Here is a 14,886-nt window from a genome sequence, read left to right as displayed (position 1 = left end):
TGCGGCGTACGACATGAAGGCGGCCGGTGTTCCCGGCCGCTCGGTATTTGAAAGGCAGTTCGAAACGAAAGACGGACGGCGCGCACTGCGTGCCCGGCGCGCGCATCCGGCGCGGCGCGAATTCGTGATATTTTCATTCAGCGCAGCCGCCCGCAGCAGCGGGCCTCCCGCTGCTGCGCTTCACCGTAGACAACACAGATGAAACCGGTCATTGCCCTCGTTGGGCGCCCCAATGTGGGGAAATCCACGCTGTTCAACCGGCTCACGCGCTCGCGCGATGCGCTGGTGGCCGACTTGCCGGGCCTCACGCGCGATCGCCATTACGGCGAAGGGCGCGTCGGCGCGCGGCCGTATCTCGTCGTCGACACGGGCGGCTTCGAGCCCGTCGCGAAGGACGGGATCCTGCACGAGATGGCGCGTCAGACGCGGCAGGCCGTCGAGGAAGCCGACGTCGTCGTGTTCATCGTCGATGGCCGCAACGGCCTCGCGCCGCAGGACAAGTCGATCGCCGACTATCTGCGCAAGACGGGCCGGCCGATTTTCCTCGTCGTCAACAAGGCCGAGGGGATGAAGTACACGGCGGTCGCGACCGATTTCTACGAACTCGGGCTCGGCGATCCGCGCGCGATCTCGGCCGCGCACGGCGACGGCGTGACCGACATGATCAACGAGGCGCTGGAAGTCGCGTACGCCGACCAGCCGGAAGAAGAGGACGACAACGATCCGTCGCGCGGCATCAAGATCGCGATCGTCGGCCGGCCGAACGTCGGCAAGTCGACGCTCGTCAACGCACTGATCGGCGAGGACCGCGTGATCGCGTTCGACATGCCGGGCACGACGCGCGATTCGATCTACGTCGACTTCGAGCGTAACGGCAAGAAATACACGCTGATCGACACGGCCGGCCTGCGCCGCCGCGGCAAGGTGTTCGAGGCGATCGAGAAGTTCTCGGTCGTGAAGACGCTGCAGTCGATCTCCGATGCGAACGTCGTCATTCTTCTGCTGGATGCGCAGCAGGACATTTCCGATCAGGACGCGCATATCGCCGGCTTCGTCGTCGAGCAGGGCCGCGCGCTCGTGATCGGTGTGAACAAATGGGACGGGCTCGACGAGCACGCGCGCGAGCGCGCGAAGGCGGATTTGACCCGCAAGCTGAAATTCCTCGACTTCGCCAAGTCGCACTTCATTTCGGCCGCGAAGAAAACGGGCATCGGCGCGCTGATGCGCTCGGTCGACGATGCGTATGCGGCTGCCATGGCGAAGCTGCCGACGCCGAAGCTCACGCGCGCGCTGATCGAGGCCGTGGAATTCCAGCAGCCGCGCCGCCGCGGCCCCGTGCGACCGAAGCTGCGCTACGCGCACCAGGGCGGCCAGAATCCGCCGATCATCGTGATCCACGGCAACGCGCTCGACGCCGTGACGGAAACGTACAAGCGTTACCTGGAGAACCGTTTCCGCGAAACTTTCTCCCTGACCGGCACTCCATTGCGCATAGAGTTCCGTTCGTCGACCAACCCGTACGCGGACAAGGGCTGAAGCACGCCTGATACCCGCTTCCGGCAACGGATCGGCCGCATGGCCGACGCCGGGCGCGGCAGGCAAAATCAGCTATAGTGTAGCGATTGGCGCCGGATCTCTTTTTCTTCGTCGCCAATCCAGATCAACCTGCAAAAAAAAGATGGAGTACGCCATGAGCAACAAAGGGCAATTGTTACAAGACCCGTTTTTGAACGCACTGCGCAAGGAGCACGTGCCCGTTTCGATCTATCTCGTGAACGGCATCAAGCTCCAAGGGAACATCGAATCGTTCGACCAGTACGTCGTGTTGCTCCGTAATACGGTGACCCAGATGGTCTACAAGCACGCCATCTCGACGGTCGTGCCGGCGCGCCCGGTGAACTTCCACCCGGACGCGGAAGCCTCGTCCTAACCCATTGCAGCGGCCGGCATCCGGTCGCCGCGAGCGACCGATGCCAGCCGCCTTATCTTGACACCTGACAATTTGATCAACGCAGCGCTCGTCGGCATCGATTTCGGCAAGACCGATTTCGAAGCCAGTCTCGAAGAACTCAGTCTTCTCGCCTCCAGCGCCGGGGCGCATCCCGCCGTCACTCTCACGGGCCGCCGGTCCAGTCCCGATGCCGCGATGTTCATCGGCAGCGGCAAAGCAGACGAATTGCGGCTCGCGTGCGAAGCGCACGACGTCGACATCGTCATCTTCAATCACGCACTCGCGCCGGCTCAGCAGCGCAACCTCGAGCGCGCGCTCAACCGGCGCGTCGTCGATCGCACGAGCCTGATCCTCGACATCTTCGCGCAACGCGCGCGCAGCCACGAAGGCAAGCTGCAGGTCGAGCTCGCGCAGCTGCAATATCTGTCGACGCGGCTGATCCGCGCGTGGACCCACCTCGAGCGTCAAAAGGGCGGTATTGGCCTGCGCGGCCCCGGCGAGACGCAGCTCGAAACCGACCGCCGGCTGATCGGCGAGCGCATCAAGATGCTGAAGTCGCGGCTCGACAAGCTGCGCCGGCAGCACAGCACGCAGCGGCGCCAGCGCGCGCGCAGCGGCACGATGTCGGTGTCGCTCGTCGGCTATACGAACGCCGGCAAGTCGACGCTGTTCAATGCGCTGACGAAAGCGCAGGCCTACGCGGCCGATCAGCTGTTCGCGACGCTCGACACGACGTCGCGGCGCGTCTACCTCGGCGACGAAGTGGGTCAGATCGTCGTGTCCGACACGGTCGGCTTCATCCGCGAGCTGCCTCACCAGCTCGTCGCCGCGTTCCGCGCGACGCTGGAAGAAACGATCCACGCCGATCTGCTGCTGCACGTGGTCGACGCGTCGAGCGCGGTGCGGCTCGAGCAGATCGAGCAGGTCAACGGCGTGCTGCACGAGATCGGCGCGGACACGATCCGGCAGGTGCTGGTGTTCAACAAGATCGACGCCGTGCCCGAGCTGGCGGCCCGCGGCGACGCGGTCGAGCGGGACGAGTATGGTAATATTTCGCGCGTCTTTTTGAGCGCGCGCACCGGTCAGGGTCTCGACACGTTGCGCGCCGCCATCGCCGAGATCGCCTCCGCGGAACACCTGTCCGGCGCGACGTTGCCCAACGACGCGCTCGACGGCGCGCCCGCTGAACCGCACGAAGACCACACGATTTCCGAACACGGGCGCTAACCGGTCCCGGCCGGTTCGCCGGCGTCTAATCTGGTGAACAAACTCTGGTGAACGAATACAACGAGCGGAGTACCTGGCGGCGGATGCGCGCCTTGCTGTCGATCAACGATCCCCGCTGGGGGCGCGGCGAAGGCAATGGCAACGGCGGCTCCCGCCCGCGCGCGAACGAATCGAAGCGTCCGCCCGGCGGCGACGGCGACGGTCCGCCCGATCTCGACGAGATGTGGCGCAATTTCAACCGCCGCCTGAGCGGGCTGTTCGGCGGCAAGGGCGGCAACGGTTTCCGTCCCGATAACGGGCGCGCGGCGCGCGTCGGCGTCGGCATCGTGATCGGCGTGCTGATCGCCGTCTATGCCGGCAGCGGCCTGTTCGTCGTCCAGGAAGGTCAGACCGGCGTCGTGCTGCAGCTCGGCAAGCTGGCCGGCACGGTCGGCCAGGGCGTGCACTGGCGTGCGCCGTATCCGTTCGCGTCGCACGAGATCGTCGACACGACGCAGGTGCGCTCGATCGAGATCGGCCGCAACAACGTCGTGCGGCTCGCCAACGTCAAGGAAGCCGCGATGCTCACGCGCGATGCGGACATCGTCGACGTGCGCTTCATCGTCCAGTACCGCGTTCGCTCCGCCACCGACTATCTGTTCCGCAGCGTCGATCCCGAGCGCAGCGTGTCGCAGGCCGCGCAGGCGGCGGTGCGCGCGATCGTCGGCACGCGCAGCGCGGCCGACCTGCTGAGCCAGGATCGCGATGCGATGCGCGAGCAACTGTCGGCCGCGATTCAGCGCGATCTCGACCGTTATCGGACGGGCCTCGAAGTGACGGCCGTCACCATGCAGCGCGTCGCCGCGCCCGAGCAGACGCAGTCCGCCTATGCGGACGTCGCGAAGGCGCGCGACGAGCGCGAGGCCGCGAAGCGCGCCGCGCAGGCCTACGCGAGCGAGCTGCTGCCGAAGGCGCAGGGCGATGCCGCGAAGCTGATCGACGATGCGAAGGCCTATGCGGAGCGCGTCGTCACCGAAGCGCAAGGCGACGCGGAGCGTTTCACGCAGGTCTACGCCGCGTATTCGAAGGCGCCCGCGGTCGTTCGCGAACGGATGTACGTCGACACGATGCAGGAAATCTATTCGAACGCGACGAAGGTTTTCGTCGGCAACAACGGCAATAACGTCGTCTATCTGCCGCTCGACAAGCTCGTCGAGCAGCAGCGGCAAAACGCCGCGGCGTCGGCCGGCGCGGCGGCGGCCGATGCGGCCTCGGCACCGGCGGCCGCGTCGGGCGCCGCCGCCGCCGCCGCGACCGCGGCATCGACGCCGGCGGCCGCAGCGGCACCGGGCAGCGATGCGCTGCGATCGCGCGAAGCGTTCCGCAGCCGGTCGCGCGAAGACGATCTGAAGTAACGGGGAGCGCAGAACATGAATCGAATCGTTGCGCTCGTCGTCGCAATCGTGATCCTGGCTTTTGCCGCATCGTCGACCGTGCTGACCGTCGATCCGCGCCATATCGCCGTGCTGTCCGGCCGCGGCGGCGCGGAGCCCGAGCTCGCCGGCCCCGGCGTTCATTTCAAGCTGCCGCCGCCGCTGCAGACGGCCACGCTGGTCGATACGCGGCTGCAGTCGCTGGAATCGCCCGATCCGCTGCAGCTGGCAACCGAAGACAAGCACGATCTGCTGGTTTCGTATGCGGCGAAGTACCGGATCGGCGATCCGATGAAGTACTTCACGGCAACCGGCGGCGATCCGGCCGCGGCCGGCGAGCGGCTGGCCGGCGCGCTGAAGGGCGCGCTTGGCGACGCATTCGGCAAGCATGCGCTCGACGACGCGCTCGGCGCGCAGCGCGCGATCGCCGACGCTGCGCGCGACGCGGTACAGGCCAGCGCGGCAGCGCTCGGCATCGAGCTGGTCGACGTGCAGCTCACGCGCGTCGACTTGCCGGCCGCGCAGACCGATGCGGTCTATCAGCGCATGATCGGCGCGCTGCACGACCAGGCCGCGCAGGTGCGTGCCGACGGCGCAGCCGAGGTCGAGCAGATCAAGGCGGACGCCGAACGCGAGCAGCAGGCGGTGCTCGCGAACGCGTACAAGTCCGCGCAGACGATCAAGGGCGAGGGCGATGCGAAGGCGGCGACGATCGCCGCGGACGCGTTCGGCCGCGATCCGCAGTTCTACGAGTTCTACGCGAGCCTGCAGGCGTACCGGAAGACGTTCAAGCGCAACGACGTCATCGTCGTCGATCCCGACAGCGCGTTCTTCCGTTTCATGCGCAGCCCGACGGGCGGTGCCGCACCGGCGGCGCCTGCTCCCCGCAAACACTGAATCTGGGGTGCCGCGTCGTGCGGCACCGTCGCCCGCATGGATCTCGCTGCCTCGTTGTTGCTTGCCGTCGCGCTGATGCTGATCATCGAAGGGGCGTTCCCCTTCGTGTTTCCCGTCGCCTGGCGCGACACGTTTCGTAGAATAGCGGAGCGGCCGCCGCATCATATCCGGATCGGCGGGCTGATCGTGATGGCGCTCGGGCTCGTGCTGCTGCTGCTCGCCACCTGATCCCGGACGGCGCACCCGCCGTTCGTTCCCGTCCGATTCCGATTACCGATTCATCCGTCGGCGCGCGTGCCGCGCGCCGTTTCCTGTCGTAGGACCGTACCGATGTCGACCTGGTTACTTCCCGAGAATATCGCCGACGTACTGCCGTCGGAAGCGCGCAAGATCGAGGAGCTGCGCCGCAGGCTGCTCGATCGCTTCCGTTCGTACGGCTACGAGATGGTGATGCCGCCGCTGCTCGAATATCTCGAGTCGCTGCTGACGAGCGGCGGCGCCGATCTGCGCCTGCGCACCTTCAAGCTGGTCGACCAGCTTTCGGGCCGCACGCTCGGCCTGCGCGCCGACATCACGCCGCAGGTGGCGCGCATCGACGCGCATCTGCTGAACCGCCAGGGCGTCACGCGCCTCTGCTATGCGGGGCACGTCATGCATACGCGCCCGCGCGGCCTGCACGCGACGCGCGAGCAGATCCAGATCGGCGCGGAAATCTACGGTCATGCGGGACTGGAAGCCGATCTCGAGATCCAGCAGTTGATGCTCGATGCGCTGCATCTTGCCGGCCTGTCGCGGGTCCGCCTCGATCTGTGCCATGCGGGCGTGCTCGCGGCGCTGCTCGCGCGCGATACGCAGGCGGCCGCGCGCGGCGAAGCGCTCTACGACGCGCTATCGGGCAAGGACGTGCCGTTGCTGAACGAACTGACCGACGATCTCGGCGCCGACACGCGCGCGGCGCTGCGCGCGCTGCCGCACCTGTACGGCGACGCGAGCGTGCTCGACGAAGCGCGCCAGCGCCTGCCGGCGCTGCCCGAGATCGCGCGCGCGCTCGACGATCTCGCGCAGCTCGCGGCGCAGGCGAAGGGTGCGGAAGTCGCGATCGACCTGGCCGATCTGCGCGGTTACGCGTACCACAGCGGCGCGATGTTTACCGCGTATATCGACGGCGTGCCGAATGCGATCGCGCGCGGCGGCCGTTACGACCACGTCGGCCAGGCATACGGCCGCGCGCGTCCGGCGACCGGCTTCTCGCTCGACCTGCGCGAGCTCGCGCGGATTTCGCCGGTCGAGGCGCGCGGCACCGCGATTCTGGCGCCGTGGGCGCAGGACGATGCGCTGCGCGCGGCCGTGGCCGCGCTGCGCGACGCCGGCGAGGTCGTGATCCAGGCGCTGCCGGGCCACGATCACGTGCTCGACGAGTTCGCCTGCGACCGTTCGCTCGTCGAGCGCAACGGTGCGTGGGTGGTCGAGCCCCGCTAACAAGGCGTTCGCGAGCGGCAGTCGGCTGCATATCGTTGACGCGAAACGGAAAAATTCGGAATCGCTCGCGAACATAGGTAAAATACGTTTTTAACCAGCTAACGAATCAACATGTCTGCCAGCGCAGTGAACGTGACTCCCGGGCGCAACGTCGTCGTCGTGGGGACTCAATGGGGTGATGAAGGCAAGGGCAAGATCGTCGACTGGCTGACGGACCACGCTCAGGGCGTCGTGCGTTTCCAGGGCGGTCACAACGCCGGCCACACCCTCATCATCGGCGGCAAGAAGACGATCTTGCGCCTCATCCCGTCGGGCATCATGCGCGAAGGCGTCGCGTGCTACATCGGCAACGGCGTCGTTCTGTCCCCGGAAGCACTGTTCAAGGAAATCGGCGAGCTCGAAGAAGCCGGCGTGAACGTGCGCGACCGTCTGTTCATTTCCGAAGCCACGACGCTGATCCTGCCGTATCACATCGCGATCGACCAGGCGCGCGAAGCGCGCAAGGGCGCGGGCAAGATCGGCACGACGGGCCGCGGCATCGGCCCCGCGTACGAAGACAAGGTCGGCCGCCGCGCGCTGCGCGTGCAGGACCTGTTCGACGCGAAGACCTTCGCCGATCGCCTGCGCGAAAACCTCGATTTCCACAACTTCGTGCTGACGCAGTACCTCGGCGGCGCAGCCGTCGATTTCCAGGCGACGCTCGACACGATGCTCGGCTATGCCGACCGCCTGAAGCCGATGGTGGCTGACGTGTCGCGCCGTCTGTACGACGCGAACAACGCGGGCCAGAACCTGCTGTTCGAGGGCGCGCAGGGCACGCTGCTCGACATCGATCACGGCACCTATCCGTTCGTCACGTCGAGCAACTGCGTTGCCGGTGCGGCCGCGGCGGGCGCGGGCGTCGGTCCGCAGAAGCTGAACTACATCCTCGGCATCACGAAGGCATACTGCACGCGCGTCGGCTCGGGTCCGTTCCCGAGCGAGCTGTACGATGCCGACAATCCGAAGCGCCAGGATCAGGTCGGCGTCACGCTCGCGAACGTCGGCAAGGAATTCGGCTCGGTCACCGGCCGTCCGCGCCGCACCGGCTGGCTCGACGCGGCCGCGCTGCGCCGCTCGATCCAGATCAACGGCGTGTCGGGCCTCTGCATGACGAAGCTCGACGTGCTCGACGGTCTCGATGAAGTCCGACTGTGCGTCGGCTACAAGATCGACGGCAAGGACGCCGACATCCTGCCGCGCGGCGCCGCCGATGTCGCACGCTGCGAACCGGTGTACGAAACGTTCGAAGGCTGGAAGGAAAGCACGGTCGGCATCAAGACGTGGGACGCGCTGCCGACGAACGCGCAGGCTTACCTGACGCGCGTCCAGGAAGTGGCCGGCGTGCCGATCGACATGGTGTCGACCGGCCCGGACCGCGACGAAACGATCCTGCTCCGCCATCCGTTCAAGGTGTAATTTCCAGATGACGCAGCAAAACACGATCAAGGCGGCCGACCTGATGACGGATCCGCGTAACGACGACAAGAACCTCTGGGTGGGCTGGGACGAATATCACCGGCTCATCGAACTGCTCGCGCTGCAGGTGCACGAGTCGGGCTGGAAGTTCGACCAGATCCTGTGCCTCGCGCGCGGCGGCCTGCGTGTCGGCGATCAGCTTTCGCGCATCTACGACGTGCCGCTCGCGATTCTCGCGACGAGTTCGTACCGCGAAGCGGCCGGCCGCGAGCAGGGCGAGCTCGACATCGCGCAGTACATCACGATGACGCGCGGCAACCTCGCGGGCAACGTGCTGCTCGTCGACGATCTGGTCGACTCGGGCGTCACGCTCGCGCGCGTGCAGGAGCACCTGAAGGAGCGTTATCCGGCCGTCACGGCGGTGCGCTCGGCGGTGCTCTGGTACAAGGGTTGCTCGAAGGTCAAGCCCGACTACCACACGCAGTTCCTGCCGACGAACCCGTGGATCCATCAGCCGTTCGAGGAGTGGGACACCGTGCGTCCGCACAACCTCGAAGCGTGGATCAAGCGCGGTCGCGCGCAGCGCGACGGCGCGGGCGCGTAAGCGCGCCGGTCTATCGACGAAAGCCTCGTACGGCGCCGCTTGCGGCGCCGTTTTCGTTTGCGGGCCGGGCGCCCGCCGTGCAGTCGCGCCGTGCGCCCCCGCCGTGCACCCCGATAGGCAGACGGTGCGACCCCGGCTATGATGGCAGCCCTGCCACAGCTCGCGCCGCAATGCATGTGCGCGATCGGTTACGTGGCTTCGGGGCAACACGGCGGCGCGGTGTTTGCGGGACGCGCGGGTAGAATAGCGCTCGTTTTGTCCGAATCCGGACCCGATTATTACGCTTCATATGAACGATACGACCCACGCGGCCGACGCCGCTCACGCGCCGCACCCGATGCACCAACACTCGCTGCGGGCGCTGGCGATAGCGGCCATCGGCGTGGTGTTCGGCGACATCGGCACGAGCCCGTTGTATTCGCTGAAGGAGGCGTTCAGCCCCGCGCACGGGATTCCGCTCACGGAAAGCTCGATCCTCGGCGTGATCTCGCTGCTGTTCTGGGCGATCATCCTCGTGGTCGGCGTCAAATATCTGCTGTTCGTGATGCGTGCCGACAACAACGGCGAGGGCGGCGTGCTCGCGCTGATGGCGCTGTCGCTGCGGCCGCTCGACCCGAAGACGCGTGTCGCGGGCGCGCTGATGGCGCTCGGCATCTTCGGCGCGTGCATGTTCTACGGCGACGCGGTCATCACGCCGGCGATTTCGGTGATGTCGGCGGTCGAAGGTCTCGAGATCGCGACGCCGCATCTGTCGCATCTGGTGCTGCCGATCACGATCGTGATTCTGATCGCGCTGTTCTGGATCCAGCGTCACGGCACGGCAACGGTCGGCAAGCTGTTCGGCCCGATCATGGTGCTGTGGTTCATCGCGATCGCGGCGCTCGGCGTGTACCACATCGTGCGTGCGCCCGGCATCGTCGCGGCGATCAATCCGTACTACGCAGCGTCGTTCATGTCCGAGCATTTGCTGCAGGCCTATGTCGTGCTCGGTTCCGTCGTGCTGGTGCTGACCGGTGCGGAAGCGCTCTATGCGGACATGGGCCACTTCGGCGCGAAGCCGATCCGCCTCGCCGCATACGGGCTCGTGATGCCGTCGCTGGTGCTGAACTACTTCGGGCAGGGCGCGTTGCTGATCCAGAATCCGCGCGCGATCGAAAACCCGTTCTTCCTGCTCGCGCCCGACTGGGCGCTGCTGCCGCTCGTCGTGCTGTCGACCGTCGCGACCGTGATCGCGTCGCAGGCGGTGATCTCCGGCGCCTATTCGTTGACGTCGCAGGCGATCCAGCTCGGCTATGTGCCGCGCATGAAGGTGCTCCACACGTCCGAACTCGCGATCGGCCAGATCTACGTGCCGCTCGTGAACTGGCTGCTGCTGTTCGTGATTCTCTGCATCGTGATCGGCTTCAAGAGCTCCGACAACCTCGCGGCCGCGTACGGGATCGCGGTGACCGCGACGATGGTGATCACGACCGTGCTCGCATGCGTCGTGATGGTGAAGGTGTGGAACTGGAACCGGCTGCTGGTCGGCGCGATCATCGCCGTCTTCCTGACGATCGATCTCGGCTTTTTCGGCGCGAACCTGCTGAAGGTCGCGCAGGGCGGCTGGCTGCCGCTCGGCATCGGCGCGCTGCTGTTCTTCCTGCTGATGACCTGGTACAAGGGCCGCCACATCGTGAAGGAACGCACGGCCGCCGACGGCATTCCGCTCGAGCCGTTCCTGCAGGGGCTGCTCGCACATCCGCCGCACCGCGTGTCGGGCACCGCGATCTATCTGACGGGCAACGACAAGCTCGTGCCCGTGAGCCTGCTGCATAACCTGAAGCACAACAAGGTGTTGCACGAGCGCACGCTGTTCATGACGTTCGTCACGCGCGACATCCCGTACGTGCGCGACGACAAGCGGCTGAGCGCGCGCGACGCCGGCGGCGGCCTGTACATCGTGAAGGCCGAGTACGGGTTCAACGAGACGCCGGACGTGAAGGCCGTGCTCGAAGAGTTCGGCCGCACGCACGACATGACGTTCGAGCTGATGGACACATCGTTCTTCCTCGCACGCGAGACGGTCGTGCCGACGCAGCTGCCCGGCATGTCGATCTGGCGCGAGCGCGTGTTCGCGTGGATGCACCAGAACGCCGCGAAGCCGACCGACTTCTTCGCGATTCCGGCGAACCGCGTCGTCGAGCTCGGCACGAAGATCGAGATCTGAGCGCCACGAGGCGTGCGCGATCGCGCATGCCGCTTGACGGCTCGCTCGCCGAGACGCTGCGCCAACAAAAAGCCCGCCTGACGGCGGGCTTTTCTCATTGCGGCACGGTCCGCACGCTCAGCGTTGCTTGAGCTTCGCGAACGCGGCGGCCATCGCGCCAGCCGGTTCCGGTTCGCGCGCGCGGGGCGGGCGGGCGCCGCCGCGCGCGGCGGTGCCGCGTTCCTGCGCGCCGCGCGACGACAGGCCGGGCGCCGCTTCGTCGTCGAGCCGCATCGTCAGCGAGATGCGCTGGCGCTTCACGTCGACGTCGAGCACCTTGACCTTCACGACCTGGCCGGCCTTCACGACTTCGTGCGGATCCTTGATGAACTTCGTCGACATCGCGGATACGTGGACGAGCCCGTCCTGATGGACGCCGATGTCGACGAACGCGCCGAATGCGGCAACGTTCGTCACGACGCCTTCGAGCGTCATGCCCGGCACGAGGTCCGACACCTTCTCGACGCCTTCGCGGAACGTCGCGGTCTTGAACTCGGGGCGCGGATCGCGGCCGGGCTTCTCGAGCTCGGACAGGATGTCGCGCACCGTCGGCAGGCCGAAACGTTCGTCGACGAATTCGGCGGGCGACAGGCCCGACAGCGCGTCGCGATTGCCGAGCACGTCGTCGATGCGCTTGTTGATCTTCGCGAGGATCCGTTCGACGACCGGATACGCCTCCGGGTGCACCGACGAGCGGTCGAGCGGATTCTCGCCGCCGTTGATCCGCAGGAAGCCGGCGGCCTGCTCGAACGTCTTGTCGCCGAGGCGCGGCACCTTGCGCAGGTGCTCGCGCGACGGGAACGGGCCGTTCGCGTCGCGGTAGTCGACGATGTTGCGTGCGAGCGTCGCGTTCAGCCCCGACACGCGCGCGAGCAGCGGCGCCGATGCGGTGTTGGCGTCGACGCCGACCGCGTTCACGCAGTCTTCGACGACCGCGTCGAGCGAGCGCGCGAGCTCGCGCTGATTCACGTCGTGCTGGTACTGGCCGACGCCGATCGCCTTCGGCTCGATCTTCACGAGCTCGGCGAGCGGATCCTGCAGCCGGCGCGCGATCGACACGGCGCCGCGCAGCGATACGTCGAGTTCCGGGAATTCCTTGGCCGCGAGTTCGGACGCCGAGTAGACCGACGCGCCGGCTTCCGACACGACGATCTTCTGCAACCGCAGTTCGGGGTGCTTCGCGATCAGTTCGCTCGCGAGCTTGTCGGTTTCGCGCGACGCGGTGCCGTTGCCGATGCTGATCAGTTCGGCCTGCGTCTGCGCGGCGAGGCGCGCGAGCTTCGCGATCGAGCCGTCCCAGTCGCGACGCGGTTCATGCGGATAGATCGTGTCCGTCGCGAGCAGCTTGCCGGTGCGGTCGACGACGGCGACCTTCACGCCGGTGCGCAGGCCGGGGTCGAGACCGATCACGGCCTTCGGGCCGGCAGGCGCCGCGAGCAGCAGATCCTTCAGGTTGCGCGCGAAGACGCGGATCGCTTCGGTTTCGGCCGTTTCGCGCAGCTGCGTCAGCAGCTCGTTCTCGATGTGCGGCTGAACCTTCACGCGCCAGCACCAGCGGCACACGTCGCTCAGCCATTTGTCGGCCGGGCGATTCTGGTTCGCGATGCCGAAATGGCGCGCGATCATCGCTTCGCCGGGATGTGGCACCTGCGCGTCGAGTTCCTCGCCGAGGCCCAGCCGGATCGTCAGCACGCCGGCGTTGCGGCCGCGGAACAGCGCGAGCGCGCGGTGCGACGGCACGGTCTTCAGCGTCTCCGCGTAGTCGTAATAGTCGCGGAATTTCTCGCCTTCTTCGTTTTCCTTGCCCTCGACGACCGCCGACGACACGACGCCGCGATCATGCAGATAGTCGCGCAGCTTGCCGAGCAACTCGGCCGTCTCGCCGAACTGTTCCGACAGGATGTCGCGCGCGCCATCGAGCGCGGCCTTCACGTCGGCGACGCCCTTGTCGGCATCGACGTACGCGGCCGCTTCGGTTTGCGGATCGAGCATCGGATTGGCGAGCAGCGCCTGCGCGAGCGGCTCGAGACCCGCTTCCCGCGCGATCTGGGCGCGCGTGCGGCGCTTCGGCTTGTACGGCAGATAAAGGTCTTCGAGCACCTGTTTGCTGTCGGCCGCATCGATTGCCGCACGCAGTTCGTCGGTCAGCTTGCCCTGTTCCTCGATGCTCGACAGGATCGCCGCGCGGCGATCCTCGAGTTCGCGCAGATACAGGAGGCGCTCTTCGAGCTGGCGCAGTTGCGTGTCGTCCAGGTTGCCGGTCGCTTCCTTCCGATACCGGGCAATGAACGGAACGGTCGAGCCTTCGTCGAGAAGTTGCACCGCGGCCGCGACCTGGCGCGGCTGGACGGACAGTTCGGTGGCGATGCGCTGTACGATCTTGAGTGCTACGGTTTCCGTCATGTCGTTGATGAGCTTCTGCCTGCTGAAATCGCGGCGCGGGCCGGCATGCCCGGCGCGGCGGGCTGCATGGCGGGCCCGCCGGACCAGATGCCGCGGGTGAGTGAAGCGGGGCATTTTGCCATAAATGGCAGAGCGTCCAGCCGGCGGTGATAGAATTTGACACATGTCCCGCAGCTTTCCTACGACGTTGCCAACTTCCCGTTTTTCTCTCGTCGCGCTCGGCGCAGCGCTTGCCGCCGCTTTGTCCGTCGGCACGTCCGGCGTGTACGCGCAGGCCTCGACCGTCACGGCCGATAGCGCCGCGTCGGCGCCTGCCGCGCCCGGTCTCGCGGACGATTTCGCCGCCCGTCAAAAAGTGCTCGATCAACGTTCCGCGGAAAACGATTATCGTTATGCGGTGGCCGAGCACGATTGCTACAGCCGGTTCTTCGTCAATCACTGCCTGGGCGTCGCGCGCGACAAGATGCGCGAGGAGCGCGCGAGCATCCGGCAGGCGCAGCTCGCGCTCGACGACGAGCAGCGTGCGGTGCGTGCGAAGCAGCGCGACGAGCAGATCGCGCTGAAGCAGGCGCAGAACGCGGCGGAGGCGCCGCAGCGCGCCGCGAACGAGGCGGCGAACGCGGCCGCGTTCCGCGACAAGCAGGAGCAGAATGCGTTGAAGCAGGCGCAGCGCGGCGCGGAGGCGCCGCAGCGCGCGGCGAACAAGCAGGCGTACGACCAGAAGCAGGCCGATTTCCAGCGCAAGCTCGACGAGGCGCACGCCCAGGCCGCGCAGAAGGCGCAGGCGCGTGCGGAGAACGCGGCGCGCTACGAGCAGAAGCAGAAGGAGGCCGCGCAGCACAAGGCCGAGGTCGAGCAGCGTCAGCGGGAAGCGGCCGAGAAGGCCAAGCAGCAGCAACAGCAGGGGCAGTAACGTGTTGAGTTGATCCGGAAACAGCTCGTGCGCGTCGGCACGCCGGTCGGCGCGCTGCTTCGATGAGGAGGCGTATATGCAAAATCGTCACGCGGAACAGCAGCAGGAATTGCACAACCGTTTGGCTGCATTGCAGGAACAGCACCAGCAGCTCGCTCGCGAGATCGAACTGAAGGAAGGCCGCTCCGATATCGACGACCTCACGTTGCACAGGCTGAAGAAGGAAAAGCTGCTGGCCAAAGACAAGATCATCATGCTGCAATCGCAGCTCGAACCGGATAAGCGCGCCTGAGCGCG

13 protein-coding genes are annotated in these 14,886 nt (G+C 66.7%); 12 read left to right on the top strand and 1 reads right to left on the bottom strand.

Annotated elements, in window-relative coordinates; all coding sequences use genetic code 11:
* Positions 1 to 198: 198 nt before the first annotated feature.
* The 10 genes from der to NP80_RS21655 all read left to right on the top strand — a co-directional run bounded on the left by der (position 199) and on the right by NP80_RS21655 (position 11,234).
* Complete coding sequence (gene der, locus NP80_RS21700) at positions 199 to 1,536, top strand: ribosome biogenesis GTPase Der (protein WP_006399916.1); 1,338 nt, start codon at positions 199 to 201, stop codon at positions 1,534 to 1,536.
* A 154-nt stretch (positions 1,537 to 1,690) separates the two neighbouring features.
* The gene (gene hfq / locus NP80_RS21695) at positions 1,691 to 1,930 is read left to right on the top strand and encodes an RNA chaperone Hfq (protein WP_006399927.1); all 240 of its coding nucleotides are present in this window, start codon (positions 1,691 to 1,693) and stop codon (positions 1,928 to 1,930) included.
* Positions 1,931 to 2,002: 72 nt separating this feature from the next.
* Entirely contained in the window at positions 2,003 to 3,178 is a 1,176-nt protein-coding gene (gene hflX / locus NP80_RS21690; protein ID WP_006410362.1) for a GTPase HflX, read from the top strand.
* Positions 3,179 to 3,225: 47 nt separating this feature from the next.
* A complete protein-coding gene (gene hflK / locus NP80_RS21685) occupies positions 3,226 to 4,572 on the top strand; it encodes an FtsH protease activity modulator HflK (RefSeq protein WP_045594138.1) in 1,347 nt (448 codons plus the stop codon).
* Positions 4,573 to 4,587: 15 nt separating this feature from the next.
* Positions 4,588 to 5,487, top strand: coding sequence for a protease modulator HflC (hflC, locus tag NP80_RS21680; RefSeq protein WP_006404715.1), 900 nt, complete (start codon positions 4,588 to 4,590; stop codon positions 5,485 to 5,487).
* Positions 5,488 to 5,523: 36 nt separating this feature from the next.
* Positions 5,524 to 5,715 (top strand): DUF2065 domain-containing protein, encoded by a 192-nt coding sequence (locus NP80_RS21675; RefSeq protein ID WP_006399932.1) that lies wholly within the window; start codon positions 5,524 to 5,526, stop codon positions 5,713 to 5,715.
* Positions 5,716 to 5,817: 102 nt separating this feature from the next.
* The gene (locus NP80_RS21670) at positions 5,818 to 6,966 is read left to right on the top strand and encodes an ATP phosphoribosyltransferase regulatory subunit (protein ID WP_006410308.1); all 1,149 of its coding nucleotides are present in this window, start codon (positions 5,818 to 5,820) and stop codon (positions 6,964 to 6,966) included.
* A gap of 111 nt (positions 6,967 to 7,077) precedes the next feature.
* A complete protein-coding gene (locus NP80_RS21665) occupies positions 7,078 to 8,424 on the top strand; it encodes an adenylosuccinate synthase (RefSeq protein WP_006399934.1) in 1,347 nt (448 codons plus the stop codon).
* 7 nt (positions 8,425 to 8,431) lie between these two features.
* Complete coding sequence (locus NP80_RS21660) at positions 8,432 to 9,028, top strand: phosphoribosyltransferase (RefSeq protein ID WP_006399935.1); 597 nt, start codon at positions 8,432 to 8,434, stop codon at positions 9,026 to 9,028.
* A 289-nt stretch (positions 9,029 to 9,317) separates the two neighbouring features.
* Positions 9,318 to 11,234, top strand: a complete 1,917-nt coding sequence (locus NP80_RS21655) for a potassium transporter Kup (RefSeq protein ID WP_006399937.1) — start codon at positions 9,318 to 9,320, stop codon at positions 11,232 to 11,234.
* A 117-nt stretch (positions 11,235 to 11,351) separates the two neighbouring features.
* Here NP80_RS21655 and NP80_RS21650 read toward each other — a convergent pair whose 3' ends face one another.
* Complete coding sequence (locus NP80_RS21650) at positions 11,352 to 13,676, bottom strand: Tex family protein (protein WP_035488244.1); 2,325 nt, start codon at positions 13,674 to 13,676, stop codon at positions 11,352 to 11,354.
* A 163-nt stretch (positions 13,677 to 13,839) separates the two neighbouring features.
* Between NP80_RS21650 and NP80_RS21645 the strand changes: the two genes are divergently transcribed.
* The gene (locus NP80_RS21645; protein WP_006410750.1) at positions 13,840 to 14,589 is read left to right on the top strand and encodes a hypothetical protein; all 750 of its coding nucleotides are present in this window, start codon (positions 13,840 to 13,842) and stop codon (positions 14,587 to 14,589) included.
* A gap of 76 nt (positions 14,590 to 14,665) precedes the next feature.
* Positions 14,666 to 14,881, top strand: a complete 216-nt coding sequence (locus NP80_RS21640; RefSeq protein WP_006399940.1) for an HP1242/YdcH family protein — start codon at positions 14,666 to 14,668, stop codon at positions 14,879 to 14,881.
* Positions 14,882 to 14,886: the final 5 nt, after the last annotated feature.

The sequence above is a fragment of the Burkholderia multivorans ATCC BAA-247 genome (assembly GCF_000959525.1).
GTDB classification, from domain to species: domain Bacteria; phylum Pseudomonadota; class Gammaproteobacteria; order Burkholderiales; family Burkholderiaceae; genus Burkholderia; species Burkholderia multivorans.
This window is presented reverse-complemented; position numbering and strand designations above follow the sequence as displayed.